Source organism: Ekhidna sp. (assembly GCF_040223195.1).
Taxonomy (GTDB): Bacteria; Bacteroidota; Bacteroidia; order Cytophagales; family Cyclobacteriaceae; genus Ekhidna.
Genome location: NZ_JAVKDX010000022.1, coordinates 257,945 through 284,618, shown reverse-complemented (window position 1 = coordinate 284,618; position 26,674 = coordinate 257,945). Strand labels below are relative to the sequence as shown.

General features: G+C 43.8%; 30 protein-coding genes and 1 tRNA gene. 20 read left to right on the top strand and 11 right to left on the bottom strand.

Annotated features, from left to right (window positions below; all coding sequences use genetic code 11):
• Positions 1-16 precede the first annotated feature (16 nt).
• Together RLN88_RS14910 and RLN88_RS14905 are read right to left on the bottom strand one after the other, a co-directional pair.
• Positions 17-577, bottom strand: a complete 561-nt coding sequence (locus RLN88_RS14910; protein WP_350222212.1) for a cob(I)yrinic acid a,c-diamide adenosyltransferase — start codon at positions 575-577, stop codon at positions 17-19.
• Complete coding sequence (locus tag RLN88_RS14905; RefSeq protein ID WP_350222211.1) at positions 574-1,287, bottom strand: ABC transporter ATP-binding protein; 714 nt, start codon at positions 1,285-1,287, stop codon at positions 574-576. Before RLN88_RS14905 ends, RLN88_RS14910 begins: the two co-directional genes overlap by 4 nt.
• A 107-nt stretch (positions 1,288-1,394) precedes the next feature.
• Here RLN88_RS14905 and RLN88_RS14900 point away from each other — a divergent pair, with 107 nt between their 5' ends.
• Both RLN88_RS14900 and RLN88_RS14895 read left to right on the top strand, forming a co-directional pair.
• Positions 1,395-1,805, top strand: a complete 411-nt coding sequence (locus RLN88_RS14900) for a hypothetical protein (protein WP_350222210.1) — start codon at positions 1,395-1,397, stop codon at positions 1,803-1,805.
• Positions 1,805-2,137 carry an MGMT family protein gene (locus RLN88_RS14895; RefSeq protein WP_350222209.1) on the top strand — a complete coding sequence of 111 codons (333 nt, stop codon included), beginning with the start codon at positions 1,805-1,807 and terminating at the stop codon, positions 2,135-2,137. The genes RLN88_RS14900 and RLN88_RS14895 overlap by 1 nt, the downstream gene beginning before the upstream one ends.
• On the opposite strand, the gene RLN88_RS14890 is transcribed toward RLN88_RS14895, so the two are convergent.
• Positions 2,126-3,568 carry a sodium:solute symporter gene (locus RLN88_RS14890; protein WP_350222208.1) on the bottom strand — a complete coding sequence of 481 codons (1,443 nt, stop codon included), beginning with the start codon at positions 3,566-3,568 and terminating at the stop codon, positions 2,126-2,128. The two genes, RLN88_RS14895 and RLN88_RS14890, sit on opposite strands and share 12 nt — an antisense overlap.
• Before the next feature lie 84 nt (positions 3,569-3,652).
• Here RLN88_RS14890 and RLN88_RS14885 point away from each other — a divergent pair, with 84 nt between their 5' ends.
• The 3 genes from RLN88_RS14885 to RLN88_RS14875 are packed head-to-tail and all read left to right on the top strand — an operon-like array spanning position 3,653 to position 7,761.
• Complete coding sequence (locus tag RLN88_RS14885; RefSeq protein WP_350222207.1) at positions 3,653-3,934, top strand: ATP-dependent Clp protease adaptor ClpS; 282 nt, start codon at positions 3,653-3,655, stop codon at positions 3,932-3,934.
• Positions 3,935-3,936: 2 nt separating this feature from the next.
• Positions 3,937-4,545, top strand: coding sequence for a recombination mediator RecR (recR, locus tag RLN88_RS14880; RefSeq protein WP_350222206.1), 609 nt, complete (start codon positions 3,937-3,939; stop codon positions 4,543-4,545).
• A 27-nt stretch (positions 4,546-4,572) separates the two neighbouring features.
• Positions 4,573-7,761 carry an endonuclease gene (locus RLN88_RS14875; RefSeq protein WP_350222205.1) on the top strand — a complete coding sequence of 1,063 codons (3,189 nt, stop codon included), beginning with the start codon at positions 4,573-4,575 and terminating at the stop codon, positions 7,759-7,761.
• On the opposite strand, the gene RLN88_RS14870 is transcribed toward RLN88_RS14875, so the two are convergent.
• Entirely contained in the window at positions 7,758-7,943 is a 186-nt protein-coding gene (locus RLN88_RS14870) for a hypothetical protein (RefSeq protein ID WP_350222204.1), read from the bottom strand. The two genes, RLN88_RS14875 and RLN88_RS14870, sit on opposite strands and share 4 nt — an antisense overlap.
• 50 nt (positions 7,944-7,993) lie before the next feature.
• Here RLN88_RS14870 and RLN88_RS14865 point away from each other — a divergent pair, with 50 nt between their 5' ends.
• From RLN88_RS14865 to RLN88_RS14850, 4 genes are all read left to right on the top strand, one after another.
• Positions 7,994-9,256, top strand: a complete 1,263-nt coding sequence (locus RLN88_RS14865) for a UDP-N-acetylmuramoyl-tripeptide--D-alanyl-D-alanine ligase (protein WP_350222203.1) — start codon at positions 7,994-7,996, stop codon at positions 9,254-9,256.
• Positions 9,253-9,915 carry a DUF2461 domain-containing protein gene (locus tag RLN88_RS14860; protein WP_350222202.1) on the top strand — a complete coding sequence of 221 codons (663 nt, stop codon included), beginning with the start codon at positions 9,253-9,255 and terminating at the stop codon, positions 9,913-9,915. Before RLN88_RS14865 ends, RLN88_RS14860 begins: the two co-directional genes overlap by 4 nt.
• A gap of 65 nt (positions 9,916-9,980) precedes the next feature.
• Positions 9,981-10,055, top strand: a tRNA-Val gene (locus RLN88_RS14855).
• 215 nt (positions 10,056-10,270) lie between these two features.
• Entirely contained in the window at positions 10,271-10,960 is a 690-nt protein-coding gene (locus RLN88_RS14850) for a hypothetical protein (RefSeq protein WP_350222201.1), read from the top strand.
• A gap of 54 nt (positions 10,961-11,014) precedes the next feature.
• Here the strand turns inward: RLN88_RS14850 and RLN88_RS14845 are convergent, their stop codons facing one another.
• On the bottom strand, positions 11,015-11,368 hold the full coding sequence (locus tag RLN88_RS14845) for a hypothetical protein (protein ID WP_350222200.1): 354 nt from the start codon (positions 11,366-11,368) through the stop codon (positions 11,015-11,017).
• Positions 11,369-11,553: 185 nt separating this feature from the next.
• Here RLN88_RS14845 and RLN88_RS14840 point away from each other — a divergent pair, with 185 nt between their 5' ends.
• The 9 genes from RLN88_RS14840 to RLN88_RS14800 all read left to right on the top strand — a co-directional run bounded on the left by RLN88_RS14840 (position 11,554) and on the right by RLN88_RS14800 (position 18,638).
• Complete coding sequence (locus tag RLN88_RS14840) at positions 11,554-12,633, top strand: metallophosphoesterase (RefSeq protein ID WP_350222199.1); 1,080 nt, start codon at positions 11,554-11,556, stop codon at positions 12,631-12,633.
• A 59-nt stretch (positions 12,634-12,692) separates the two neighbouring features.
• Complete coding sequence (locus tag RLN88_RS14835) at positions 12,693-13,502, top strand: glycerophosphodiester phosphodiesterase (protein WP_350222198.1); 810 nt, start codon at positions 12,693-12,695, stop codon at positions 13,500-13,502.
• Positions 13,499-14,491: an adenosine kinase gene (locus RLN88_RS14830; RefSeq protein ID WP_350222197.1), complete on the top strand. Its 993-nt coding sequence runs from the start codon at positions 13,499-13,501 to the stop codon at positions 14,489-14,491. Before RLN88_RS14835 ends, RLN88_RS14830 begins: the two co-directional genes overlap by 4 nt.
• Before the next feature lie 102 nt (positions 14,492-14,593).
• Positions 14,594-14,749: a 50S ribosomal protein L34 gene (rpmH, locus tag RLN88_RS14825; protein ID WP_350222196.1), complete on the top strand. Its 156-nt coding sequence runs from the start codon at positions 14,594-14,596 to the stop codon at positions 14,747-14,749.
• A 10-nt stretch (positions 14,750-14,759) separates the two neighbouring features.
• Positions 14,760-15,137: a ribonuclease P protein component gene (gene rnpA / locus RLN88_RS14820; protein ID WP_350222195.1), complete on the top strand. Its 378-nt coding sequence runs from the start codon at positions 14,760-14,762 to the stop codon at positions 15,135-15,137.
• An 84-nt stretch (positions 15,138-15,221) separates the two neighbouring features.
• Entirely contained in the window at positions 15,222-16,880 is a 1,659-nt protein-coding gene (locus tag RLN88_RS14815; protein ID WP_350222194.1) for a S41 family peptidase, read from the top strand.
• Positions 16,881-17,561, top strand: a complete 681-nt coding sequence (gene tsaB, locus RLN88_RS14810) for a tRNA (adenosine(37)-N6)-threonylcarbamoyltransferase complex dimerization subunit type 1 TsaB (RefSeq protein WP_350222193.1) — start codon at positions 16,881-16,883, stop codon at positions 17,559-17,561.
• 3 nt (positions 17,562-17,564) lie between these two features.
• A complete protein-coding gene (locus RLN88_RS14805; protein ID WP_350222192.1) occupies positions 17,565-18,074 on the top strand; it encodes a DUF2480 family protein in 510 nt (169 codons plus the stop codon).
• A gap of 6 nt (positions 18,075-18,080) precedes the next feature.
• Positions 18,081-18,638 carry a YfiT family bacillithiol transferase gene (locus RLN88_RS14800; RefSeq protein ID WP_350222191.1) on the top strand — a complete coding sequence of 186 codons (558 nt, stop codon included), beginning with the start codon at positions 18,081-18,083 and terminating at the stop codon, positions 18,636-18,638.
• Between the two features lie 46 nt (positions 18,639-18,684).
• Here the strand turns inward: RLN88_RS14800 and floA are convergent, their stop codons facing one another.
• Genes floA through proS form a run of 3 tightly spaced genes read right to left on the bottom strand, consistent with a single transcriptional unit; the run spans position 18,685 to position 21,656 of the window.
• Positions 18,685-19,704, bottom strand: coding sequence for a flotillin-like protein FloA (floA, locus tag RLN88_RS14795; RefSeq protein ID WP_350222190.1), 1,020 nt, complete (start codon positions 19,702-19,704; stop codon positions 18,685-18,687).
• Positions 19,705-19,708: 4 nt separating this feature from the next.
• A complete protein-coding gene (locus RLN88_RS14790; RefSeq protein ID WP_350222189.1) occupies positions 19,709-20,179 on the bottom strand; it encodes an NfeD family protein in 471 nt (156 codons plus the stop codon).
• 7 nt (positions 20,180-20,186) lie between these two features.
• Entirely contained in the window at positions 20,187-21,656 is a 1,470-nt protein-coding gene (gene proS, locus RLN88_RS14785) for a proline--tRNA ligase (protein ID WP_350222188.1), read from the bottom strand.
• Between the two features lie 125 nt (positions 21,657-21,781).
• On the opposite strand from proS, the gene RLN88_RS14780 reads away from it, so the two are divergent.
• Both RLN88_RS14780 and RLN88_RS14775 read left to right on the top strand, forming a co-directional pair.
• Positions 21,782-22,954, top strand: coding sequence for a hypothetical protein (locus RLN88_RS14780; protein WP_350222187.1), 1,173 nt, complete (start codon positions 21,782-21,784; stop codon positions 22,952-22,954).
• A 12-nt stretch (positions 22,955-22,966) separates the two neighbouring features.
• Positions 22,967-24,496 carry an OmpP1/FadL family transporter gene (locus RLN88_RS14775; protein WP_350222186.1) on the top strand — a complete coding sequence of 510 codons (1,530 nt, stop codon included), beginning with the start codon at positions 22,967-22,969 and terminating at the stop codon, positions 24,494-24,496.
• On the opposite strand, the gene RLN88_RS14770 is transcribed toward RLN88_RS14775, so the two are convergent.
• The 3 genes from RLN88_RS14770 to RLN88_RS14760 are packed head-to-tail and all read right to left on the bottom strand — an operon-like array spanning position 24,493 to position 26,599.
• Positions 24,493-24,963, bottom strand: a complete 471-nt coding sequence (locus RLN88_RS14770) for a shikimate kinase (RefSeq protein WP_350222185.1) — start codon at positions 24,961-24,963, stop codon at positions 24,493-24,495. The two genes, RLN88_RS14775 and RLN88_RS14770, sit on opposite strands and share 4 nt — an antisense overlap.
• Positions 24,960-26,054, bottom strand: a complete 1,095-nt coding sequence (locus RLN88_RS14765) for a BT_3928 family protein (RefSeq protein WP_350222184.1) — start codon at positions 26,052-26,054, stop codon at positions 24,960-24,962. The genes RLN88_RS14770 and RLN88_RS14765 overlap by 4 nt, the downstream gene beginning before the upstream one ends.
• Complete coding sequence (locus RLN88_RS14760) at positions 26,051-26,599, bottom strand: DUF1599 domain-containing protein (protein ID WP_350222183.1); 549 nt, start codon at positions 26,597-26,599, stop codon at positions 26,051-26,053. Before RLN88_RS14760 ends, RLN88_RS14765 begins: the two co-directional genes overlap by 4 nt.
• Between the last annotated feature and the right edge of the window lie 75 nt (positions 26,600-26,674).

Sequence of the window (26,674 nt, the reverse complement as noted above, 5' to 3'; positions counted from 1 at the left end):
TGAAATGGGGTTAATTTCAATCAGACCCGGGTGCCCAGGGTACTTCCTGCACACCTAGTATGTGCCCGATTGCGCGCGCAAAGATGAACAAATAATCAGACAATCTATTTATGAACTGCAATATTGATTCATCTACAGGCTCATGATCAGCTAACGAAATGATGCTCCGTTCGGTTCTGCGGCAGACCGTGCGGCAGATGTGAGCAAGCGAAACTGCGGGATGTCCACCAGGTAAAATAAAGTTCTTGAGCGAAGGTACTTCGCCATCAAATTTGTCGATCCAAACCTCCAGTTGTTGCACCTCTGATTGGGTAATTTTCGGTAGTTCAAACCCTTTAAACCCTGCCTCTGTGGCCAGGATGCTACCGATTGAGAAGAGGTGTTCCTGAATCCAATAAAGCTGCTGCTTAAGTCGATTTTCTACCGCATCATGATCCTTCAAATGACCGATGAATGAATTGAGCTCATCCACATTACCATACGCATCAATACGAAGGTCTGCTTTGGAAACCTTCTTGCCTCCTAAAAGGGAAGTTTTTCCTTTGTCTCCTGTTTTGGTATAGAGTTTGGCACTCATGCAGGGGTGCGGACTGATCTTATGTTTTTGTTTACTTCATCCGTCTCAATCAAACCATCTCTCAATCGAACGATTCTGTGAGAATATTCAGCAATGTCTTCTTCGTGTGTCACCATGATGATGGTGTTTCCTCTATCGTGTAGTTCCTGAAAGAGATCCATGATGTCGTAAGAAGTTTTGGAGTCCAGGTTTCCGGTAGGCTCATCGGCAAGGATAATGGATGGATTGTTTACCAATGCCCTTGCAATGGCTACCCTTTGTCTTTGCCCTCCGGAGAGTTCGTTTGGCTTATGATAAGCCCTGTCTTCCAGGCCAACCCCGGCCAAGGCGGCAAGTGCTTTTTCTTGACGATCGGCAGAATTATATCCGGCATAAACCAGCGGCAAGGCTACATTTTCTAAAGCAGAAGCTCTGGGTAGGAGGTTGAATGTTTGAAATACAAAACCAATCTCCTTATTTCTAATTTCAGCAAGTTCATTTTCTGTCAAGTCGCTCACATCGTTGTTGTTTAAGATGTAAGTCCCATCCGTGGGAGTGTCCAGGCATCCGATGATATTCATCAATGTAGATTTTCCCGATCCTGAAGGCCCCATGAAAGCTACGTATTCTCCTTTGTCTATGTTAATTGATATGGATTTTAGGGCCATGATAATCTCACTGCCCATGACGTACTTTTTGGAAATATTGGAGGTTGAAATGATACTGCTCATTGTATTCTTTATGTTCGGCTAAAGTAAAAAATTCTGAAGATGCCTTTGCAAGACACTAACACGTTTTTTAGATAGCTTTGGTTCGCATTATGTTACACTCTTTGTTGATGATTTTTCTTGGTCATTTGTTTCCATCTCAGTTATCCGGGTGGGAATTGTTATCCTCCGTGGAGATAGTGATGGGCTATGATGACTTTATGGGAGCCGAAGTTGAGCAACCTAAATTTTCCGAACAACTAAAATTACGGGAAGGGAAAGAGCTGACCCTTGAAGGGTTCATAATCCCACTTCAACAGGAGAGCGATCAGGACTACTTTGTGCTTTCCCGCTTTCCCTACCAATCGTGTTTTTTCTGTGGGGCCGCTGGTCCAGAGACGGTAGTTGAAGTGTATTCTGATCGGGAGTTTCGATTTACTGATGAGCGGGTGAGGGTCACTGGTACCCTCAGGTTGAACGATGACAACCCTCTTCATTTATTCTATATTCTTGAGAAATGTGAGGTGACAAAACTGGATTGATGGACAAGGAGAGCTTCTTTCAGGATGTCTATGAGGTGGCAAAGCTGATCCCGAAAGGTAGAGTGACCAGCTATGGTGCTATCGCAAAATATCTAGGTGTAGGCCGCTCTGCCAGAGTGGTGGGGTGGGCGATGAATGGGGCAGCCACAGATCATGAAGTACCGGCACATCGTGTGGTGAATAGAATAGGAGTTCTGACCGGGAAGCATCACTTCCTGTCACCGACAAGAATGCAAGAACTACTGGAGTCCGAAGGAGTGAAAGTCAAAGACGATCAGATCATCGATTTTGAAAAACACTTTTGGGATCCAATGACTGAGTTAGGCCTTTGATTTTCGAATCAAAAGCAGCCCGAGAAACATTATCATCCCGTTTAAAATCAATATTTCAAATCCGAATCTGTACCCCCACAGCAATGCCTCTGAATTGAGATTGATTATATAGCTAATAATCGGAGAAAGGATAGACACAACCGGAACCCACTTGTCCTTCACATCCCATTGGGTGAAAATCCCAAAGGTGAACAATCCCAATAGCGGCCCATACGTATAACCCGCCGCAATGAAGATGGAGTTGATTACACTCTGGTCGTTGATGGCCTGAAAGATCAGAATGACGAGAAATAGCACAAGGGAAAATCCGAAGTGGACGCCAATTCTCAAGTTTTTCTTTTCTGCGTAATTCTCCTTTTTGAATCCAAGAAAATCCACACAGAATGATGTAGTGAGAGCAGTCAAAGCGGAATCGGCACTGGAATAAGCCGCAGCGGTAATTCCAAGTAAAAAGGTGATCGTTCCCAGTGTTGAAAACTCATTCACCGCCAGCATGGGAAATAAATTATCTGTTCGGTCTGGCATGGCAATACCTCCAATTTCAGCATACTGATAGAGTAAAACACCTAGGCTTAGGAAAAGGAAATTGACGATCACAAGGATCACGCAGAACCAAAAGACATTTTTCTGAGCTTCTCCAATGTTTTTGCAGGTCAGATTTTTCTGCATCATATCCTGATCCAGCCCTGTCATCACAATGGCGATAAATGCCCCGCTGAAAAATTGCTTAAAAAAGTTTCGTCCACTCTGCCAGTCCCAGTTAAAAATCGTAGATCGCTCATCCTGAAATAGATTGGTAGTAAGCTCGGTCCAGGTCCATGAAAGTTCATTTTTGATAAAAAGGATGCTGACCACAACAGCTACCAGCATGAAAGTAGTTTGCAGCGTGTCTGTCCATACGATGGTTTTGATCCCGCCCCGAAAAGTATACAGCCAGATCAGCACCACTGTAGTGAGCACCGAAACCCAGAATGGCAGATCATACGCATCGAAGAAGGCAATTTGTAAAACCCCTGCAACCAAAAACAATCTGAAGCTGGCACCAATGACCCGACTGATGAGAAAGAAGAAAGCCCCGGATTTGTACGACCAAAACCCAAATCGCTGCTCAAGATAAGTATAGATTGAAACCAGATTTAACCGATAGTAAAGAGGAAGCAGTACCCTGGCAATGACGAAATAGCCGACCAAATACCCCAGCACCACCTGAAAATAATAGAAGTTGGAGTTGGCCACTTCCCCCGGCACAGAAATGAACGTGACACCCGAGAGCGAAGCACCGATCATGCCGAAAGCAACCAGGTACCATTTGGATTCACGGCTGGCCGTATAGAAATCTGTAGCCTGTCCATTTCTGGATGTCAGCCAGGATATGCCAATGAGCAAAATGAAGTATCCCAGTACGATGGAGCCAACGAAAAGCGGATTCATAGTGTTACTAAAATGTTGCGCTTGCAAATTACAAAAGCAAGTGGGTTGTGAAGCAATTATTAATTTTGCAGGAAATCAAGAGATATGAGTACTGATTTTGATATAGAGGAAGAAATACAGACGGGAGAAGATATCGGCAGTGAGAGTGTGCGAGATCTCATGGTTTACAATGATGATTTCAACACCTTCGATCATGTCATCAACACACTGGTGAAAGTTGTCAAACATGATATACACCAGGCCGAGCAGTGCACTTTTCTGATCCATTACAAAGGCAAGTGTTCTGTGAAAAAGGGAATCTACGAGGAGCTGAAACCAATGAGAGAAGGGATCACTTCTGCGGGAATTAAAGCTTCCATCGTCTAAACATGGAATTCCCGTCTCAGCTAGTGGAGCGTGCGGTGGAGGAAATCTCCAAGCTACCGGGAATCGGAAAGAAGACCGCCCTTCGCCTGGCACTGCATTTACTAAAGCAGCCTGAGCATTCTACTCAGGAGCTGTCATCAGCCCTTCAGGAACTTAGGGAAAACATTAAATACTGCAAGACCTGTCACATCATAGCCGATACGGAAGATTGCACCTGCCAAAATGCATACAGGGATACTTCTGTGATTTGTGTGGTGGAAGATACCCCGGATGTCTTGGCGATCAGAAATACCGGACAGTACAACGGGCTGTTTCATGTGCTCGGAGGCCGCATCTCTCCGATGGACGGAATTGGGCCTGAGAATGTGAAAATTGACTCTTTGATCAACCGGGTGAAAGCTGATGGTCAGATCAAGGAAATTATCCTTGCCCTCAGTGCCACGATGGAGGGCGATACCACCTCTTTTTATATCACCAAGCTTTTGAAGGAATTTGGAATAAAGGTTACCACCATTGCTAGGGGCATTCCTGTGGGGAGTGAGCTGGAGTTTGCCGATGAGGTTACACTCGGAAGAAGTATTGCCACCAGGACTTTGTTCAATCAGGAGTAGAGTTTACTTTTTGATAACAATTGTAACTTGATCCCGCCTTTCGATTTATTGATATTTGCGACAGCCTGCCTGCTGAAAACGATCATCAACATCATGAAGACATTTGCTTTTGCTTTAGCAATATGCATGGGATTGCTAGCTCATGCACAAATTCCGGCAGGGTATTACACCAATGCCACTGGCACAGGATACACACTCAAGACACAGCTTCACAATATCATCGATGACCATGATGATCAGGGCTATAGCGCAGTTTGGGACTTTATTTATGATTACGAGCTTGATACTTATTATGAAAATGACGGCTCGGTTTTAGACATCTATTCAGAAAATCCATCTGGAACTGATCCTTATAATTTTACCAAAGGAACAGACCAATGTGGAAACTACTCGGGGGAGGGGTCGTGCTACAACCGGGAGCATTCATTCCCCAAAAGCTGGTTTGATGACGCCTCTCCAATGTTCTCAGATGTTCATCACCTATTCCCAACTGATGGATATGTGAATGGCCAAAGGGGAAATTTTCCTTTCGGGGAGGTAGGTAGTGCTTCTTTCACATCGGAAAACGGATGCAAGAAAGGAAGTGCAAGGAGCGGCCTGGGTTACTCAGGCACAGTCTTCGAGCCAATCGATGAATTTAAAGGAGATCTGGCACGAGCCTATTTTTATATGGCTACCAGATATGAAGATGTTCTGGGTTCCTGGAGTAGCGATATGCTTGACGGAAGCACTGATCAGGTGTTTGAAACCTGGGCATTGGATATGCTCATGGACTGGCATTCTAATGATCCTGTAAGCCAAAAAGAACTGGATCGGAATGATAACATTTATATATTTCAAGGCAACAGAAACCCATTCGTAGACCATCCGGAATGGGTAGATGAAATATGGGGCGATGGAAGCGGAACATCACCAGATATTGATGTGACGGCTGTTGGCACACTAAATTTTGGGGAAGTTGCTGCCGGTCAAAGCAGCACCTCACAATCATACATGGTCTCGGGATCAGACCTGGAAGGAAATATTTCGGTCTCGGTGGCAAGTCCGTTTCAGCTGTCCCTGAATAACAGCACATGGTCCAGTGCTGTCACCGTGACGCAGGCCAACGCTGAGTCCGGTGGCCAAACGGTTTATGTTCGGTTTTCTCCAACAATTGAAAACGGCCTGGTTTACAATCAAAACATTTCACACACTTCTTCAGGAGCCACAGCAGTCAATGTTTCTGTGACAGGTACAGAATACACCTTGACTATTGACGATATAAGTGGTGTTAGGGCTGGCACCAATGGTCAGGAGTTTACGATTGTTGGTATAGTCACCACCCCTGATTATGGATCATCAAATGGACAATACTTCGTCCAGGATGCCACTGGAGGTATCAATATTTACCATGAAGGAAATCACGGACTAGTTTCATATGGAGATGAAGTGCAGATTACTGGGACACGAGCCACATTCAATGATTTGATAGAACTGGAGCCTTCTGCTATTTCGATTCTTTCCAGCGGAAATACTGTTCCAGATCATGAAGTAATTGATGAATCTGATATCTCCACCTCAAGCTCATATTTGGGCCAGCTGGTGAAAGTAGGGGGAGTCACCCTAGATGATGCTATGCAATGGCCAACAACCTCTAGTTCATCCGGTACCAATGTGAATGCAACGGTGGGCACAACAGGGTTCGTTATTCGAATTGACGATGCATCTTTTTATGACGGCACCCCAGCACCTTCGGGCACGTTGATTGTCTCAGGCATTCTCACCCAGTTTTCTGGGGCAGTGCAGATAATGCCCTTTTTTGATGGTGATGTGATAGAATCGGAAGACAATCCTCCTGTATTGTCTGCGAGCCAACCTTCCATTGATTTTCCCGATACAGAAGAAAATACGGTATCGTCCTCTGCCAGCTTAAATATTTCCGGATCGGATTTGACGGAAAATGTTTCAGTATCTCTCTCCGGAGAATTTGAGATGTCAACTTCTGAAGGTGGCTCCTATAGTTCATCTCTAGACTTGTCATTAAATGATGGAGGAATAGATCAGGATATTTTCGTGCGGTTTATTCCAACTTCAGCGGGTGAAAAAGCGGGCACCCTCACGTTCACATCTTCAGGAGAAGAGGAGACGGTGAATTTGACCGGTACCGCTACCCCTGAAGTAATTCCTGATCCTGAGTTGAACCTTTCGGCTTCATCAATAGATTTTGGTGAGGTGGCATTTGGTAGCTTCGGCGATGACAGCTACACTGTTTCCGCATCTAACCTTACAAGCAACCTGATCATTATACCTCCCAATCAGGTTACCCTGTCACAATCTGCCGCATTTGATGGAACTGTCTATTCCAATTCCTCCCCACTTACCCTTCTTCAGGATGAAGGCACGGTGGAGTTGACCACTATTTTTGTTCGGTACACACCAGCTGCCGATGATGAATCCACGCTATCGGGGACTATTTTGCACGCCTCGACAGGAATCGATGAAAGCATTACCGTTTCAGGAAGTGAGCTTGAGGAAGTGGTAGCACCTAAGGCTTGGATCAGCGAGTTTCACTATGACAATGAAGGTCAGGATCAGGGTGAATTTGTGGAGATATACGTGGCAAATGCCAGCGATTTTGATTTGTCATTATTCACCATTGAATTGGTAGAGCAAGACGAAAGTGTTTACTCCTCTTTCCTTGCATCAACCATGACCACCCTTTCAGATGACTATTTCTATCGCAATTTCGGCGGGTTAAAGGATGGTCCTAATGGAATCCGACTATTATACGGAACAGATGTAGTAGACTTCATTTCGTATGAGGCTGCCATTTCCGGAGCGGAGCTTATCCCGGTAGAGGAAGGAGAGTCAACTCCACTGGGCACTTCACTTCAGCTTTGCTGCAATGAAACAGAAAAGGAAGACATGGCTTGGCTGGCGGCTATTGCTACGCCCGGATTCCCCAATGAGGATGTTGCTTTAGGAATGGAAAGCACCAGTATCCGGGTCTACCCCAACCCGGTAAAGGATCGGATTCATTTAAAAACCAATAGAGCAAACATCTCCCTTCAACTTATAGACCTGTCCGGCAGAGAGTTGGTAAATCTTACAGGAAATATCAGGGATGTTGAAAAGTCACTCAACGGCAAAATCAATCGTCTTGAATCGGGCATCTATGTGCTGAAAATCATTGAACAGCAATCAACGCAGACCATCCGATTGAAGGTAGTCCGCTAATCCTTTCTGCGGCCTCCGCCCATTAAACTCTGTGAGAGCAAAACGGCCATTCCCAGGGCCATGATAAGAAAAATCCATCGTGGATTGCCTTCTTCATAGGTTTTCATCAGGTACCACATACTGAGGAATAGCGTCAGGATTATTCCTGCGAAAGCAAGCAATCGTATGCCTTTTGGATTCATGTGGTAAATATAAGGAGCTCAATTGCCCAGTTAGAGATATTTTTGTTTCAATGGGTGATTTTATCGAATTTCTCTACTCCCGGTTTCTGCTGAGCGATGGTGTTTCCATCGACACACGCACCATTGAAAAGGATAACTTATTTTTTGCGATAAGCGGACCAAACTTCAATGCAAATCAGTTTGCAGAGGAGGCCCTGAGCAAAGGTGCCGCCTATGCGGTGGTAGACGATGAAAAATATGTGACCGATGAGCGGATCATACTGGCTCAGGATGGACTGAAGGCTTTGCAAGAGCTCGCGGCATTTCACCGATCCAGGTTTAAAAAACCCGTGATTGGAATCACCGGCTCCAATGGAAAAACAACCACAAAGGAACTTGCTACCAGAGTTCTTTCCGAGAAATATGTTGTGCATGCTACGAAAGGCAACTACAACAACCACATCGGTGTGCCGCTTACATTGCTACACATTCATCCGCAGGTAGAAATTGCCATCATAGAAATGGGGGCGAATCACGTGGGGGAAATTGAAGGATACTGCGAGGTGGCCAGGCCCACACACGGCCTGATTACCAATATAGGTCGGGCACATACCGAGACTTTCGGAGGAATAGAAGGAGTGATCCGGGGCAAGAGTGAGCTGTTTGATTTTATTCGTAAAAGTGGGGGTCAGCCGTTTGTAAACAAGAATGACTCGGTACTGTCCAATATGATCAAGCGATTTGAGTCTCCCATCGTTTTTCCTCAACCAGATTTTAAGCTTTTGTCTTCATCGCCATTTTTGAAGGTGCAGCTGGGCGAAAGCCAGAAGGAAACAAGTGTAGTCGGGCGGTACAATTTTTCCAACATGGCGGCAGCAGTAGCAATAGGCCGGCATTTTAATGTCCCCGATAGCTTGATTTTAAAAGCAATTGCAGCCTATGAACCAGACAATGCACGCTCACAAATCATAAAAAAAGGAAGGACCACCGTCATTTTAGATGCGTATAATGCCAACCCCGATTCCATGAAAGTGGCGCTGGAAAATTTATCAGAGCAAGGAAAGAATACGCTGGCTATACTCGGCGATATGAATGAGCTGGAAGACTCCAACTCCCACCACATGGAAATACTCACTTTTGCAAAAAAAGTGGGGATAAAGAATGTCCTGACCGTAGGTCAGAAGTTTGGGTGGGTAGCCGACCCTGAGTACCACTTTGATACCAAGGAAAAACTTGAAGAGAGGCTGAAAAAATTCGATTTATCAGGTACCACTGTCCTTTTAAAAGCCTCTCGTTCGATCAAACTAGAAACAATTCTTAAAAGCATTGGATGATGGATTTACAACTAACCCTTAAATTCTTAAAAGACCTGGCCAACAACAACCACAAGGAGTGGATGGATGATAATAAGAAGCGATATCAGGAGGCGAAGGCGCAGATGGTGGAGCTCGTTTCAGAAGTAATAAAGAAATCTGCTGTTTTTGCCCCGGAGCTTTCCGGTCTTGACCCGAAAAAAACCTTGTTTAGAATTAATCGGGATGTTCGGTTTAGCAAGAACAAAGACCCCTACAAAACCAATTTTGGTGCTTCCATTGTAGAGGGCGGGAAGAAGTCAGGAAATCCCGGCTTTTATCTTCATATTATGCCGGGTAGCAACTTTGCCGGAGGTGGCATCTACCAGCCATCGGCAGACATCCTGGCCAAAGTGAGGCAAGAGATCGACTATAATGGTAAGGAAATCAATAGCATCATTGGAGATAGGAACTTCACGGAAGTTTTTGGAAAACCTTACGCAGAAGACAAGCTGAAAACTGCCCCGAAAGGATACCCGAAAGATCACGAGAATATTGATTTGCTACAGTTGAAGCATTATGTGTTTATGCGAAAGCTGACTGACAAAGAAATAACTTCGGACAAGATTGTGGATCAGGTGGCAGACACCTACCGAACTTTGCATCCATTCAATCTTTTCCTTTCGCGCGCATTGGACTGAAATTATTTTTCATCAGTGCTTGCATGGAAAATAAACCGTACTAAATTTGCAATCCTTTTAAGGAAGGGCGCTTAGCTCAGTTGGTTCAGAGCACCTCGTTTACACCGAGGGGGTCGGGGGTTCGAATCCCTCAGCGCCCACACCACTTCACAACCTCAATCCTAGATTGAGGTTTTTTTATACCCTTTCGCTGAGGGATTGCTAAGGGGTTGCAGCTTCCATTCAAACTTATCCAATCCAATAATTACTGATTAGTATCTAATCAAATCACCTACTTAAAAAGCCACTTTTTCACCGATAAGCCGGAGGTCCGTTTCTGATCAATTTTGCATCAAATTCAATCATTAATTACACTATGGATACCTCAACCAAAATCTATGGACTTGTTTTTCTGTTGCTTATAAGCTTGAGTTCAGCGGCTCAATTGGCATTGGAAAACGGGCCTTCTACCACCTCTGCCTCTGCTATCATTAATGCAAATAGGGATTCAAAGGCACCTCAAACCGATTTGCTTAGAACCCACACGGGCGAGTTCATTTTTGGCCCTGCCACACGAGTGAAATTTAAAATCTTTGAAGATGAATCAGGCTTGGAAACCACCTATTTCAAAATAGGCGACTTGCCTTATATGCAGTCTGACGGACGCCAGATGATTCCTCACGATGTGGCGGATGGCGAGCACATGATGTTGTATTACAGCGTAGACAAGCAGGGCAATCAGGAGCAGGTGCGTACGGATTTCGTCTATGTAGATAAGAGAGGGCCGAGTGTTACTTCAGCATTCAATAAAGCACCGGTTTCCTTCAATGAGGGCATACCCGTATTTCCATCAGGCACAGTCCTGTCCGTCGAAGTTGCAGATGAGAAAGTAGACGTACAGAAGGTGATGTATCAAATAAATGAAGGACCTAAAGTGGAAGGAAGTAGCTCATTTACTATCGACTTGTCTGCTGTGGAAGATGAAAAAGTCACCATTGAGGTCAATGCCTATGATACTTTTTATAACATGACAAAGGAAATTATCGAATTCAGAATATCGAGATAGGATTAAGCACTAGCTATTTGTTAAAGCCCGGTGAGCAATCATCGGGTTTTTATTTTAACTCACCAAATACTCCTTGGCAGTCATCTCATCATCAAAGGGTCGCATAGCTCCACCCAGCAGTCGGTTGTATCCGGAGAGAAGCACCTTTTTGGCACCAGTAATTCCCACCACTGCACCTTTGACTGGCACATGCTTGGTCTCCTTTCCCATTTCACGTATAAAAGCGGTAAACTTTCTTGTGGCTGGCGTATCTGTGATATTCACAAGTCGAAGATGTTCTCCAGGATCGGATAGCAGGAAGTCCCTGAGCGATGAGGCTGTTTGAAGCATTTCATCTTCAGATTGTCCTCTATAGTCAACGTATACAATTTCTTTTCCTTTGTGAGTAATCTTCTGTATTCCCGCCATAGTGGTTAGGTTATGTGTGAATCACGAAAATAACGAGTTTAATAAAATATCCTCAAAAACTCCCTACACATTATAGGTGATCAAAGTGAAATGGGTATGTATGAGATGTTAAATTTTCTTCGCATTGAGATAAAATAGCGCTTCGTTGAGTTCATAATTTTTAACTTGGCAGCTTCAATTTTTGAATGGCGAACAAGAACCAAATCAACACCAAAGCTTTATATAAAAAATTAGATAAGCTTCGCGAGTCAAGTCCCACTATCGACCTGGCTTCAAAAAAAAGGTGGGTTATTTTCTCTGACCTTCATATGGGGGACGGTGGCTCCACAGATGATTTCAAGCGGAATTCAAAACTTTTTGCCGCAGCACTCAAAGACCACTACCTGAAAGGGAAATTTGCCCTCATCCTCAATGGAGATGTGGAGGAATTGCAGCGATTCAAAGTGGAAAAGATTATGGACAAATGGCGAAATGTCTATGACATCTTTGACACTTTTCACGAGCAAGACAATTTGTTCAAGACCATAGGCAACCATGATTTGGAGCTATTGTTGATGAAAAACTTACCTTTCAAATACAAACTATATGAATCGCTGCGGCTTAGGTTTGAGGGTGACGACCTCTTCGTGTTTCACGGCCATCAGGCAAGTAAAAAATATCAGGAGCACAATGAGCTGATCGGGTTTACCCTGAAGTATTTTGCAAATCCGCTGGGAATAAAAAGCTACTCCGTATCTCACAGTAGCCAGAAGCAATACAAAATTGAGAAGCGGGTGTATGGATTTTCTGCCTTCAATAAGGTAGTGTCGATTATTGGTCACACCCATCGTCCCTTGTTTGAATCACTTCATAAGGTAGACCGATTGAAATACAAGATTGAGCAATTGTGCAGGGATTATGCAGACACGAAAGGTGAAAAACTGGAGCAACTTAAAGAAGAGATCAAGGCTCACAAAAAAGAGCTCAAAAAGTACTATCGGGAAAATAAGGATCACAATTTTCAGAGTTACGTCTACAACACACTTTTTCATATCCCGTGTGTGTTCAATTCCGGCTGTGTGGTTGGGAAAAGGGGGATGACCTGCCTCGAAATCGAAGGAGATAAAATCAGGCTTGTTCACTGGTTTGATAAGAAAATCAGCAAAAAATACCTGATGCAAAGCGGCTATAAACCCGAGCAGCTGGAAGATTCTGATTTCTATAGATTGGTGATCAATGAAGAATCGCTGCATTACATTTTCACCCGAATCAAGTTTTTAGCATGAAGTATTTATTGATATTGCTAACGTTAATTGCAGCTTGCAGTCAGTCAAAAGAGAAACCAATGACTATCGATATACAGGGCCATCGTGGGGCCAGAGGCTTGGCTCCAGAAAACAGCATTCCTGCGTTTTTGATGGCTGCTGAGATGGGAGTCAATACATTGGAGCTGGATCTGGTGGTTTCAAAAGATCATCAATTGGTGGTTAGCCATGAGCCATTTTTCTCGCCGGATTTTTGCCTCCGTCCGGATGGGAATCGAATTCCGGCAGATTCCATTATCAATATTTATCAAATGGAGTATGCCGAGATAAAGAAGTTTGATTGCGGGTCTATTGGCAACCCTCGCTTCCCGGATCAGGAAAAAATGAGCGTTTATAAGCCACTTCTGAGTGAAGTACTTGATCAGGTGAAAGAAGCCGGTTTTGATTCCATCAGGTATAACATCGAGCTGAAAACTCAATTGGAAACTGATTCAATTTTCCATCCCACTCCCGATATTTTTTCAGAGTTGGTTGTTTCGCTTTTGAAAGAAAAAAACCTACTTGACCGGGTGACTATCCAATCCTTTGATTTCAGAACCCTGCGATACATTCGTGCCAACTATCCCGAAATTCAATTGGCGGCTCTGATAGAAAATGAATTGAGCTGGAAGGATAATATTGGCCAATTAAGCTTTACTCCTGAAATCTATTCATCCTATTATCAATTACTTTCGCAGGATATTGTGAAGGAAATCCAGACGGCCGGCATGAGGGTAGTTCCCTGGACGGTCAATGATTCCGCAGAAATGAAGAAGCTAATAGCCTGGGGAGTAGACGGTATCATCACAGACTATCCTGACCGGGCGCTGAAAGTAATCAAAAGAAAATGAATAAGAAGTATGATGTGTGTGCCATTGGCAATGCCTTGGTGGATTATGAAATTGAAGTAGAAGATCAGTTTTTTAGAGAAAATAATGTAGAAAAAGGGCTGATGACCCTGGTAGACGAAGATCGACAAAACACATTGCTGGCACTGGTTGAGGGAAAGGTTAAAAAGAAACAGGGAGGAGGCTCTGCTGCAAATACCATTTTTGGAATGGCAGAGTTTGGTGGCAAGGGATACTACACTTGCAAAGTAGCCAATGATTCTGACGGAGAACTCTATGCAAACGACCTGATCAAAGCAGGAATTGATACAAACCTTGATCCTAATAATCTATATACAGGCACCACTGGAAAATGCCTGGTAATGATCTCCCCGGATGCTGAGCGAACTATGAATACATTTCTCGGCATTACTACTGATTTCTCAAAGAATGAATTGAACGAATCAGCGATAAAAGACTCAGACTATCTCTTTATGGAAGGCTTTTTGGTCTCATCACCCACCGGACTGGAAGCAATGAAAGTAGCCAAACAAATGGCGCAGGAGAGCGGCACTGAGGTAAGCCTTACATTTTCCGATCCTTCCATGGTAAAATACTTCAATGATCAAATGAAAGAGGTGGTAGGAGAAGGAGTTGACTTGCTTTTCTGCAATATTCACGAAGCTGAATTATTTGCAGGAGTCGAAGGAATGGAAGCGGCCAAAGAAGCCATCCAAAAAGTAGCGAAGGAGTTTGTGATCACGAAGGGAAAAGACGGTGCACTCGTTTTTGATGGCACTGATTATCATGATATAGCTCCATTCCCAACGAAAGCAGTGGACGCTACAGGCGCAGGGGATATGTTTGCGGGCGCATTTCTGTATGGGATCAACCACGGGATGTCGCATGCGGAGGCTGGAAGGCTTGCAAGTGCTGCCAGTTCGGCGATAGTAAGTAAATATGGCCCCCGATTAAGTCAAAATCACATCAAAGACATTCTGGGCAGAATTTGACAGTCATTCTCTTCTCATAGATAATTTATTCCTAAAACTTGCATAGAGGAAAAGGATTTATCTATCTTTGCCCTCCGTTTTTCAGGGTAAGAAGAAAATATTATGAAAAGGACGTTTCAACCTTCAGTAAGAAAGAAAAAGAACAAGCACGGCTTCAGAAAAAGAATGGAGAGTGTGAACGGTCAGATTGTTCTCTCAAGAAGAAGAGCAAAGGGTCGTAAAAGACTTACTGTATCTGACGATATCCACAAGAAGTAAATCATGGCCTATGGGCCTATCTAAATACAGTTTTTCCAAAAAGGAAAGACTTTCAGGTAAGAAAAAAATCGAGGGACTGTTTAAAACTGGTTCCTCTTTTTATTTGGACAATTTCCAGGTCCGTCACATGCCCACCGATGATTCCGGTCCGCATCAGGTTCTCATTTCAGTTCCAAAGAAAATTTTCAAGCGTGCGGTCGATCGCAATCTCCTAAAGCGCCGTATTCGTGAGGCATACCGATTAAACAAGCATTTGATCACGGATATAAGCGAATCTACACCCCTTTACATCGGATTCATTTATCTTTCAAAGCAGATTTTGACCTTTCATGAAATTGAAGCCCAACTAATCAAGTGCCTCGAACGTTTGGGTACTAGCTATAAATAAATGTGATGGAGATATTTGCAGCGAGGCATGTATTTGTTGTCCACTAATTTTTTGTCTTAAATAATAAAATATTGTCCGGAAGATATGAGTAGAAAAGCAACCATATTCCTACCAGTTTTAGTGGTATTGATTTTGACCACAGCGGCGGTAAAGCCACCAACGGACAGGTACTTCGAGATTCTCAAAAACCTGGACATTTTCGCTACACTTTTCAAGGAGGTGAACACGCACTACGTGGATGAAATCAACCCGACAACATTGATAAAGTCTGGGATTGACGAGATGCTGGAAACCCTGGATCCTTATACAAACTATATAGCGGCAGATGATATTGAGACGTATCGGATGATGACTACCGGTGAGTACTCAGGTATTGGTGCGGTGGTGGAAAGGAAAAATGGTGTGAGCACAGTAGTGATGCCCTATGAAGGATTTGCTGCACATGAGGCCGGTTTGAGAGCAGGAGATGAAATTCATGCCATCAATGGAATATCTCTGGAAGGCAAGTCGGAGGAGGAGATCAGGTACCTGATGAAGGGCCAGTCGAATTCGGAAATCACTCTGACAGTAAAAAGGTATGGTCAGCAAGGAACTTTTGAAGTACAGGTGAAGCGCGAGAAAATCGCTGTAGATAGTGTGCCTTATGCAGGGATGGTCACCGATAATATCGGATATGTCAGGCTCACCAGCTTTACCCAAAATGTTGGTCGATCAATCGGAATCAAAGTGCTCGACTTGATGGAGCAAGGAGCTACAAGCATCATTCTAGATCTCAGAGGAAATCCGGGGGGGCTTTTACATGAAGCAGTAAATGTGTCCAACATATTTGTAGAAAAAGGAAAGAAGATCGTAACCCAAAAGGGGAAAGTACGGGCAAACGACTGGACCTACAATACCCTCAATGATCCGGTGGATCCAAACATTCCACTTGTGGTACTTACGGACAATGGAAGCGCTTCAGCATCAGAGATTGTTTCGGGTGTGATGCAGGATTATGATCGTGGAGTGCTGATAGGAAGAAAAACGTTTGGAAAGGGTTTGGTGCAAATCGAACGCCCACTTTCGTATGATGCCGTAGTGAAAATCACCACAGCAAAGTATTACACCCCAACAGGGAGGTGCATTCAGGCAATTGACTACAGCAATAGAAATGAAGATGGAAGTGTTGGTAAAATTCCTGATTCACTAAAGAATGAATTTTATACACTGAATGGAAGAAAGGTATTTGACGGAGGAGGGATTGACCCGGATGTAGAAGTAGAACGATTGGAGTTTGCCCCGGTCACAGAGAGTCTGCTCAGAAATGATCATTTGTTCTTCTATGCCACCGAGTATTTCTACAAAAACAAGGATTTAAAACCTGAATCGCCGGACGACCTCAGGCTGACAGATGCTGAGTATGAAAGTTTTTTAAAGTGGCTTTCAGGAAAGGATTTTGATTATGTGACAAGAGTGGAGAAAGAAACGAAGGACCTGATAAAAATCGCCAAAGAAGAAAAGAGATATGCAGAGCTGAAAAGCTATTTTGACAACCTGGAAAAGGCTACCAAGCACAATAAAGAAAAAGATTTGGTGACCTTTAAAGAGGAGATCAAGATGCTCCTGGAGCAAGAGATTGCCGGAAGGTATTTTTATGAGCGTGGCATCATCGAGTCTACTTTCGGGAAGGATCCTGACGTTCAAATGGCAGTTGCGATTCTTAACGATCCTGCACGATATCAGTCAATCCTAAAACCAAATTAATTGGCACTAATTCTCAGCATAGAGACATCTACCATGGTGTGTTCTGTTGCTCTCCATAGGGATGGCCAACTGCTTTCAAATCAGGCGCATCAGGTAGAGAAGTCCCATTCATCCCTGCTACCGGGGATTGGCCTTGAAATTTGCAAGGAGCAAGGATTGACTTTTGATGACCTGGATGCTGTAGCGGTTTCATCAGGACCTGGTTCCTATACAGGCCTCAGGATTGGCGTATCCACAGCCAAGGGGATATGCTACACGTTAAACAAGAAGCTCATCAGCATTCCATCTCTGGATGTGATAGCAGAAGCTGTCAGAGGTAAATTTTTAGGAGATCATCTTCTCTGCCCCATGATGGATGCCAGAAGGATGGAGGTTTACACACACATCGAAGATCAGGATGGCCACAAGGTCTGGGAGCTTCAACCGAAAATTCTGGATGAAAACACTTTCAAAGAGTTTGATAAAACGCTATATCTGTTTGGTGACGGCATGGCGAAGTTCAGGGAAATTTCGAATCAGGAAAATTTGATTTTCATTGATGACATTTATCCTGATGCAGCCAACATGGGACGCTTGGCAGAAGAAAAATATCGATTAGGGAAATTTGAGGATGTGGCCTATTTCGAGCCAAATTATCTGAAAGAGTGGCGAACTACTACACCCAAAAAACAGTTGCTCTAGCTAATGGAAGAAATTGTAAACAGGGTAGCCAAGAGTCCACTGATCTCAATTGATCTGGAGGAATATCTTCATAAGGGTGCGAATGCAATTTTTGATGTGAAGGACACCCTTTACGAAGGACTAATTCTTAGAGAGAAAGATTTTCGATCCTTTCTAAAGGATCATGACTGGTCGCAGTATCAGGACAAAAACGTTGGGCTGGTCTGCACAGCAGATGCCATCGTACCTACCTGGGCTTACATGCTTCTGGTCACCCAACTGAAAGACTATGCCAATAGTGTCACTTTTGGTGATGAAAGTGCAATAGAAAAGACCCTTATTGATCAGGCCATTAATACATGTCTGGAAAAGAATGACCTGAAAGGTAAAAAAGTGGTGATCAAGGGGTGTGGAAATGTGAAGAACATTGAATATGCCTACACTACAATCACTGATAAATTACTTCCTCATGTAAGTAGCCTGATGTATGGCGAACCTTGCAGTACTGTGCCTATCTTTAAGCGAAAAAAATAACCTACTGTGGACATTGAAATTTTGAAATACCCTGTCGGGAAATACATAGCTCCTGCAGAGATCATGGATGATACATTTAACGGCTGGATTGGAACACTTGAGACCTTTCCTGAAAAGTTGAAAAAACTTGTGGGTAACCTTTCTTATGATGAGTTGGAGCTTACCTATCGCCCAGGTGGATGGAATGTGAAGCAGGTGGTACACCATCTGGCAGATAGTCACATGAATAGTTTTATTCGTTTCAAGCTTGTTCTTACCGAGGATAATCCAACCATAAAGCCCTACAATGAGGCTGCCTGGGCCAGAACACCTGACGCTGATAATGAAGATATTAATGAGTCGATTGAGATACTGGAGGGACTACATAATCGATGGGTGGTGTTGATGAAGTCTTTAAAGCCGGAAGATAAAAAGCGCACCTATTTCCATCCGGAACATAATAAGGAGTTTACCCTTGAGTGGATGTTGGGCCTTTATGATTGGCATTGCCGACATCATCTGGCCCACATCAAACAAGCGATAGAACTGCAAGGGGAATTTACCCCTGAGAAAGTGAAGGAATAAAAAAAGCCCCGATAACTCGGGGCTCTTTTTTTAGGTTAGTTAAGGTTTAGTCTTTCTTTCTTGATCCACCCTTTTTACCGGATCCGGCAATCGAGCTTCTCATATCTGTGTCCGCCTCGATGTTTTGGAACTTGTAGTAATCCATGATGCCAAGGTTGCCACTTCTAAATGCCTCAGCAATTGCTTTTGGTACTTCCGCCTCAGCAAGAATTACTTTTGCTCTTGCCTCCTGAGCTTTAGCCACCATTTCCTGCTCTTCCGCAACGGCCATGGCTCTTCGTTCTTCAGCTTTCGCCTCTGCCACTTTCAGGTCGGCGGATGCCTGGTCTGTTTGAAGTTTTGCGCCAATGTTGGCTCCTACATCTACATCCGCAATGTCAATAGATAGAATCTCGAATGCAGTGCCTGCATCAAGGCCTCTTTGAAGCACCAATTTTGAAATTTTGTCTGGATTTTCCAGCACCTCTTTGTGACTGGCGGCTGAACCAACGGAAGTTACAATTCCTTCACCTACACGGGCAAGGATGGTTTCTTCACCGGCTCCCCCAACCAATTGTTGAATATTCGCCCGGATGGTTACTCTGGCTTTGGCTACCAACTGGATACCATCCGCAGCTACCGCCGCAACAGAAGGTGTGTTAATTACCTTAGGGTTTACCGAAATCTGTACCGCTTCGAATACATCCCTGCCGGCAAGGTCAATCGCAGTGGCCTGCTTAAAAGTCAAATTAATGTTTGCTTTATCAGCAGAAATTAATGCTTTGATTACCTGGGGCACATTTCCTCCAGCCAGATAGTGTGTTTCCAGCTCCTGCGTTTTTAGTGGTCTTGGGGGACTGTCTTCCGTCTCCTGGATGGTAAGTCCTGCTTTGGTTGCTGTGATTAGTGAATTCACTACAATGGATGGTGGTACTTTTCTTATTCTCATAAATACCAACTCCAATAAACCGACTCTTACGCCTGAAAAGATCGCTGTGATCCAGAGATTGACCGGAACAAAATAGAGGAAAATAAAAAAGACAATTATTCCCCCAATCACAATTAAAATTGGCACTAAGTTGCCCATGGTTTTAGTTTTTTACAGGTTCTACAAAAATTTTTGATGACTCTATTCTTATGACCTCAATTTCCACATTTTCATCGACATAACCACCATTGGATCTTACCTCAATTTCATGTTCGTCAAACATGGCTTTGCCAATCGGTTTTAAGGATGAAAGTGTTTGGCCTTTGTCGCCAATGTTAAGATCAAATTTAAAATCTTCGTTATACTTTCCGGTCATGGTCCCCTTGAGGGAAAATCGCTCCCACGACTTGCCTTTAAATGCCATTACCAGTGCTACAACATTAACTATTAGCGTGGCGATCAGGATGATCGTCCCGGTGCTTGCACCATAATAGTCATAACCCAGATACACCCCATATACCGAAAAAATGAGTCCGAGGACCCCCACAATGGTGGTGCCGGGCACGAAAATAATTTCTGCAATAATCAGGAAGGTTCCGAGTAGGATAAATCCGGTGATAATGAGCCAGTCCATAGTAGTTTTAGTAAGCCTTAGCAAAGAGCACGCGCCCTTTTGATGGCTTACCTGTAAAGATACATTTTCCTTCCTCCTTTTCCTGATCCAAAGGAATACATCTAATGGTAGCCTTGGTTTCTTCTTTGATCTTCTCTTCTGTCTCGGCGGTTCCATCCCAGTGAGCGTAGACAAACCCCTGCTCTACGAGCTCCTTGAATTCTTCGTAAGTATTAGCCTCTCGCGAATTCTCTTCTCTGAACTTTAAAGCTTTGGTATAGATATTTTTCTGAATGTCTTCCAAAAGATTCATCACTTGATCCACAGCGGTATCTATCGGGTGGAAAGATTTCTCTTTGGTGTCTCTTCTGGCAATTTCGACCGTTCCCTTTTCCAGATCTTTTGGCCCAATAGCCAAACGAATTGGCACACCCTTTAGCTCATACTCTGCAAACTTCCATCCCGGTTTATGGGTATCTCTAGTATCAAATTTCACCGAAACGCCTTTTTCTTTTAGCTGAGCCAAAATTGGATTCACCACCTCAGTGATTTTTTCAAGCTCTTCATCTTTAAAGTAGATAGGCACAATCACCACCTGAATAGGTGCAAGCTTTGGAGGAAGTACCAAGCCATCATCATCAGAGTGCGCCATGACCAATGCCCCCATCAAACGGGTACTCACGCCCCACGATGTTCCCCATACCAGCTCTTCTTTGCCCTCTTTTGTGGCAAATTTCACATCGAAAGCTTTCGCAAAATTCTGCCCAAGGAAATGTGAAGTCCCTGCCTGAAGTGCCTTGCCGTCCTGCATCATCGCCTCAATGCAATAGGTATCCACCGCACCAGCGAATCGTTCGCTAGCGGTTTTCACTCCCTTGATCACCGGCATAGCCATAAATTCTTCTGCGAACGTGGCATATATATTCAGCATTTGATTGGTTTCTGCCTCAGCCTCTTCTTTGGTGGCGTGTGCCGTGTGTCCCTCCTGCCACAGGAATTCTGCTGTTCTCAGAAATAGTCTCGTCCTCATCTCCCACCGCATCACATTGGCCCACTGGTTTACTAAAATAGGCAAGTCCCGATACGACTGAATCCAGTTTTTATATGCGTCCCAAATGACTGTCTCAGACGTTGGCCTAATGATTAGTTCTTCTTCGAGTTTCGCTTCAGGATCAACAATTATACCCTTGCCATTTTCATCATTTTTCAAGCGGTAGTGAGTAACTACAGCGCATTCCTTCGCAAAACCTTCCACATGGTCTGCCTCCTTACTTAGAAAGGATTTAGGGATCAAAAGCGGGAAATAAGCATTTTCATGCCCCGTCTCTTTAAACATTCGATCAAGGGTTTGTTGCATTTTTTCCCATATGGCAAATCCGTACGGCTTGATCACCATACAGCCTCTGACAGGAGAATTTTCGGCCAATCCTGCCTTTTTCACCAATTCATTGTACCATAGAGAGTAATCTTCCGAACGAGATGGAATAGCTTTAGCCATGTATTGTTATTCTTTTGGTATGGAGTTTGCTTTTGTTGTTATAGATTTTCTAAGGATCGCAAATATAGCGGAGGTAGTGAACAGAGAACCCTTAGGAGTCGTTTAAATAAAAAAAGGAGGACGTCATGAGACATTATCTAAAAAATTTTCTGGTTTTCATCTTTACAATTTCGATGGTCGGGGCTTTCGGTCAGGAATATGATGATTTGTACTTCACCAAAGAAGATCGTGTGAAGGAAAAGAAGAAGCTTAAAAATCGGGCGTCCCAAATCACTGGCGAGCAATCACCATCAAATGATGAAGCGATGAGCTTTTTGGGCCGCCAATATCAGGAGAATAACCAGGTACTTGAGGAAGAGGATTTATCCCCTCAAGATTACTATAAGCCTGAAAAAACTCAGGAAGATTATATAAATGGGGATTATGCCTATTCTGGCCAAATTCAGAATCCAAACTATAGTGATCCTCAAACCACCTACAACAACGGTGACATCCCTCAGCAGGTGATTGTCAACAATTATTACAATGACAATTGGAACTCATGGAACAACTGGAATCGTCCACGATGGAGATTCGGTATGGGCTGGAATAGCTGGGGTGGAAATTTTTGGTCTGTATCCTACGGAAATGCATGGAACCCATGGTACGATCCTTTTTATGATCCATTCTGGGATCCATGGTATTTTAATGCCTGGGGAGGCCCTTACTGGGGTTGGAATAGCTGGGCGTTTAATTCATGGGGCTGGAGATCAGGGTGGTATTCGCCATACTATGGAGGTTATTACAATAGGCCGGTTTATGTAGTCAGTAATGAGCGACGTGGAAGAGATGTGGTCAGAGGGGCCAGGCCTTCCAGGGGATCCGTTTCTTCGAGAGAGAGCAGATCGTCTTCTGGTCGTGGAGCGGTGGTCACCAGCGATGTGAATAGCAGAAGTTACAGCAGGCAGCAGGCAGATTATTTGAATAGATCAAGAAGCAGTAGATATAATCCCGGCACACCTTCTTCACGAGGATCGGCGGCCGTAGGTACAACCAGCAGATCGGACAATAGCTCATATGGAAATAGTGGAAGATCCGGTTCAAACAATAATTACAGCAGGCCCTCTTCCAGTAGTTCAAGAAGCGGGTCCTACTCTCCTCCTTCTTCGTCCGGTAGAAATTCGTCCGTTGGATCATCCAGATCATCGAGAAGTTCAGGCGGTTCTGTGGGAAGATCCGGCGGGTCATCTTCAGGAAGGTCATCAGGCGGATCCAGGTCTTCATCTGGTAGGTCTAGTTCGGGGAGAGGAGGCAATTAATCAATCACTGCAATGACAAATAAACTCTACCTGATCTTGTTTGGTCTTTTAGGATATTCAGTTGTATCCAATGCACAATATTTTGAAGACGCATTGCGATTTAGCCAAAGTAATTATAGCCTGGGGAGCACTGCCCGTATTCAGGCCATTGGAGGTGCCCAAGTGGCTTTGGGAGGCGATATTAGCTCTGCTATGTCAAATCCGGCCGGGTTAGGTTTTTTCAATAAAAGCGTCTTTGTGGTTACTCCCTCTTTAGACTTTATAAATGCAAATACCGAATTTGGAATTATTCGTCCGAATGGGCTGCAAACTCAGGGATCAGAAGAAACTTTCAAAAACAATTTCAACTTTGCCAACATAGGTACAGTGATCAATTTTGGGAAGGGACGTTTTACAGATGACAAGTTTAAAGGCGGATCACTTGCTATCTCATTGAGCAGAAATAACACGTATCACCTGAGCAGGTCATATGAAGGAGAGAACGGATTCAATTCGGTGGTGGACAATATCCTTCAGGATGCAGGTAATCTAAGCACCAACAATCTGAGTGAATTAGGCTATGCTGCTTACGACCAATTTCTGATAACTCCGGTGGTTGACGGAAATGACAACATTCAATTCTATGATGCTTTTGTTGGTGGCTATCCAATACAAAGAGAGACGATCAAGCAACGAGGATCACATTACCAGATGAACATTGCCTGGGGTGGAAACTATGACGACAAATTCTATTTCGGTGGTGGCATGGGAGTCCAGCTTTTAAATTATAATCAAAACCGTTCGTACGAGGAATTTGACTTTCTTCAGGGTACGGAAGACCTTGACTCTCTAAATGCGATCCGAATTGATGACGAAATCAAAGTGCGAGGGGCGGGGGTGAATTTCAATGTAGGCGCAATCTTCAGGCCTGTGAGTTTCCTTACAATTGGAGCGAGCTACACTTCTCCATCATTCATGACATTCGATGAGGAAAGTTACATTGATCTGGCCGCAGACTGGGATGCAGGCACCACATACACCGAAGATGGCACCACCTTTGATCTGGCAACCATTGACCCATATCAAAGTGATTTGTTTGTAAATAAGTATCGACTTAGAACTCCGTCACGAGTAAGTGTTGGAGCAGCCGCATTCATTGGTAAGAATGGGTTTTTGACTGGAGATTTAGAATTTGTGGATTACAGCAGAGCCAATTTGAATTCGGATGATTTTTCAACCGCTTCAGATAATGATGTGATCAATGATAGTTTCAACTCCGTGGTAAATGTGCGAGTAGGCGGGGAGTATCGATTTGACAACTTCCGTTTGAGGGCCGGATACGCAATTTTTCCTGATCCTGTGAAGGATTCTACCTTGGATGATCGAACCAATATTACGTTTGGTTTTGGGTACCGAACCTTTGATTATTATCTGGATTTTGCGGTGGTGTCCAGCTCGTCGCAGCAACAGGCGGTTCCCTATTTTATTACGGACAATCAGCCTGTAGCAAACTCAGATATAAGAAATACGGCTGTTTCCGTGACGTTTGGGCTGAATTTCTAACTAAATATTTTAACTAGTTCTTTGTATTCCCGGATGGTATGGTCAGCTTGATTGTACCATCCTTTCCGTTTTTCAAACAGCTCATTTAGCGTATGATTCTTCATCAATGGGCGACTCCTATCTTTTTCCAACCTACCCCTGATGGTTTCTATCGGCGTGTTGATATAAACGACCCTACCTGATTGCTTCATCGTGTCGAGATTATTGAAAAAGCAGGGTGTACCACCTCCGGTAGCCATCACAAAGTTGTCTAGTTCATCGATGACCTTTTCGAGGTGAAGTTTTTCCAATTGACGAAAGTGCGCCTCCCCATACTCTTCAAATATTTCCGAAACTGAAAGCTTGGCAGCTTTTTCAATATCTTGATCCAGATCCACAAACTGAAGACCCAGATCCACTGCTAAATCCAGCCCCATGGTGGTTTTACCTACACCGGGAAGGCCGATCAGGAAAATCCGCTGACTCACTGACGATTTAGGATTTCTACTACATCGTCAGCCAATGGTGTATCGTTGTAGTGCCATTTGGCCAAAACAGTCCCGTCTTTTAGAAGAAGCACTCCGGGGTTGGAGCGAACCATCGTTTTCAGCACCGTGGCATCCGCAAAGAAGTAGGGTGCCGCAAGCTGATTTTCGTGTCGGAAGGCTTCAAATTTTTCATAACCTGATGAGGTTAGAATCCATGTATCATATTGTGGATTATCAAAAGTGAGATTTCTTAGCCTGTCAATCTCATCCAGAGAAGTCTTTTCCACCTGATGGACAATGATCACAAGCTTTGTACCGGAAAGCAGTTCATCGGTATAGTCATTATCACCTTGCCACACACTTAAGTCTGTGATCTTGGCGGCAGCATCCGGGTTAGTCAGTCTGGCTGCTACATACTCATAGCCTCCTTCCGACGGATAGTTTTCAAATTCAAAAGTCTCGCCATCTTTTTCCATGATGTAGACATACTTCAAAGGTTCAGAATTCGTCATCAGTGAAGGAAGATGATTGTCTACTTTATAAGCCCTGAAATCTATGTAAGGCAAATGCTCGATTGCATAAATAGCAAATACACTAAAAAAGAACGCAGAGCCAGCCACTTTGATCTCCTGCATTTTGGCATTCAAAAGTGGTGAGTATGTGTCTCGCTTCCAGAAAATGATGCCAATCAAAACGAGCAGAATGATGTCTTTATAGAATGATTCCCATGGAGTCAGTTTGATTGCATCCCCAAAGCACCCGCAATCTGTGACTTTATTGAAGTAGGCTGAGTAGAAGGTAAGGAATGTAAAAAAGACAATCATGGCCAGTAGCACCCATGAGGTCAGCTTCATCCGGTAGCCAATGATTAATGCTACTCCCAAGACCACTTCTAGCACACTTAGAAATACGCTTAAGAAAAGTGCAGCAGGCACAAACCATTCAAAAAATGGAGCTATATCTGAAGCAAAAACCTCGAAATATTCGGTTAGCTTTATTTGAGTTCCAACCGGATCATTGACCTTAATAAGTCCTGAGAAAATAAATAGTGCTCCAACTGCGTATCGTGCAAATTCCTTGATGATCTTCATGATTTTCCTTCTTTCAACTTAATCAAACAAAAAACTGAGTAATTGATCATATCCTGATAGTTGGCGTCAATTCCCTCCGAGATCAATGTTTTACCTGCATTGTCCTCAATTTGTTTCACTCGCATCAGCTTCATGAGTATGATGTCTGTCATAGAACTCACACGCATGTCTCTCCACGCCTCATCATAATCGTGATTCTTTGCAGACAGGAGATGCATCGTGTCATCTGCAACTTCATCGTATTTTGGTTCCAGGGTATCAAATGGAATTTCCATTTCTTCCGTTCCATTAAGCTTCATTTGAATGATCGCGATGATGCAATAATTGATGATGCCGATAAATTCATTGGCTATATCCTCGCCAACTTTGTTCTCCCCTTTTTCCTGGATGGATCTGATCCGCTGAGCCTTGATAAAAATCTGATCGGTGATGGATGGAAGTCTCAATATCCTCCACGCAGTGCCATAATCTTTCGTTTTTTTGGCAAAAATCTCTTTGCATTCAGAAATGATTTCTTTGTATTGCTGCTCAGTTTCAATTTTCATAGTCAACAGTCGTCAGTGCTTAGTCTACAGATTAGTTTTGTAAAGACTGTCGGCTATCGACTGTCAGTTGTAGAC

Bases quoted from the DNA above. Each gene is read 5' to 3' on its own strand.
- RLN88_RS14910 (WP_350222212.1), bottom strand. From the start codon at position 577: ATGAGTGCCAAACTCTATACCAAAACAGGAGACAAAGGAAAAACTTCC.
- RLN88_RS14905 (WP_350222211.1), bottom strand. From the start codon at position 1,287: ATGAGCAGTATCATTTCAACCTCCAATATTTCCAAAAAGTACGTCATG.
- RLN88_RS14900 (WP_350222210.1), top strand. From the start codon at position 1,395: ATGATTTTTCTTGGTCATTTGTTTCCATCTCAGTTATCCGGGTGGGAA.
- RLN88_RS14895 (WP_350222209.1), top strand. From the start codon at position 1,805: ATGGACAAGGAGAGCTTCTTTCAGGATGTCTATGAGGTGGCAAAGCTG.
- RLN88_RS14890 (WP_350222208.1), bottom strand. From the start codon at position 3,568: ATGAATCCGCTTTTCGTTGGCTCCATCGTACTGGGATACTTCATTTTG.
- RLN88_RS14885 (WP_350222207.1), top strand. From the start codon at position 3,653: ATGAGTACTGATTTTGATATAGAGGAAGAAATACAGACGGGAGAAGAT.
- recR (WP_350222206.1), top strand. From the start codon at position 3,937: ATGGAATTCCCGTCTCAGCTAGTGGAGCGTGCGGTGGAGGAAATCTCC.
- RLN88_RS14870 (WP_350222204.1), bottom strand. From the start codon at position 7,943: ATGAATCCAAAAGGCATACGATTGCTTGCTTTCGCAGGAATAATCCTG.
- RLN88_RS14865 (WP_350222203.1), top strand. From the start codon at position 7,994: ATGGGTGATTTTATCGAATTTCTCTACTCCCGGTTTCTGCTGAGCGAT.
- RLN88_RS14860 (WP_350222202.1), top strand. From the start codon at position 9,253: ATGATGGATTTACAACTAACCCTTAAATTCTTAAAAGACCTGGCCAAC.
- RLN88_RS14850 (WP_350222201.1), top strand. From the start codon at position 10,271: ATGGATACCTCAACCAAAATCTATGGACTTGTTTTTCTGTTGCTTATA.
- RLN88_RS14845 (WP_350222200.1), bottom strand. From the start codon at position 11,368: ATGGCGGGAATACAGAAGATTACTCACAAAGGAAAAGAAATTGTATAC.
- RLN88_RS14840 (WP_350222199.1), top strand. From the start codon at position 11,554: ATGGCGAACAAGAACCAAATCAACACCAAAGCTTTATATAAAAAATTA.
- RLN88_RS14835 (WP_350222198.1), top strand. From the start codon at position 12,693: ATGACTATCGATATACAGGGCCATCGTGGGGCCAGAGGCTTGGCTCCA.
- RLN88_RS14830 (WP_350222197.1), top strand. From the start codon at position 13,499: ATGAATAAGAAGTATGATGTGTGTGCCATTGGCAATGCCTTGGTGGAT.
- rpmH (WP_350222196.1), top strand. From the start codon at position 14,594: ATGAAAAGGACGTTTCAACCTTCAGTAAGAAAGAAAAAGAACAAGCAC.
- rnpA (WP_350222195.1), top strand. From the start codon at position 14,760: ATGGGCCTATCTAAATACAGTTTTTCCAAAAAGGAAAGACTTTCAGGT.
- RLN88_RS14815 (WP_350222194.1), top strand. From the start codon at position 15,222: ATGAGTAGAAAAGCAACCATATTCCTACCAGTTTTAGTGGTATTGATT.
- RLN88_RS14805 (WP_350222192.1), top strand. From the start codon at position 17,565: ATGGAAGAAATTGTAAACAGGGTAGCCAAGAGTCCACTGATCTCAATT.
- floA (WP_350222190.1), bottom strand. From the start codon at position 19,704: ATGGGCAACTTAGTGCCAATTTTAATTGTGATTGGGGGAATAATTGTC.
- RLN88_RS14790 (WP_350222189.1), bottom strand. From the start codon at position 20,179: ATGGACTGGCTCATTATCACCGGATTTATCCTACTCGGAACCTTCCTG.
- proS (WP_350222188.1), bottom strand. From the start codon at position 21,656: ATGGCTAAAGCTATTCCATCTCGTTCGGAAGATTACTCTCTATGGTAC.
- RLN88_RS14780 (WP_350222187.1), top strand. From the start codon at position 21,782: ATGAGACATTATCTAAAAAATTTTCTGGTTTTCATCTTTACAATTTCG.
- RLN88_RS14775 (WP_350222186.1), top strand. From the start codon at position 22,967: ATGACAAATAAACTCTACCTGATCTTGTTTGGTCTTTTAGGATATTCA.
- RLN88_RS14765 (WP_350222184.1), bottom strand. From the start codon at position 26,054: ATGAAGATCATCAAGGAATTTGCACGATACGCAGTTGGAGCACTATTT.
- RLN88_RS14760 (WP_350222183.1), bottom strand. From the start codon at position 26,599: ATGAAAATTGAAACTGAGCAGCAATACAAAGAAATCATTTCTGAATGC.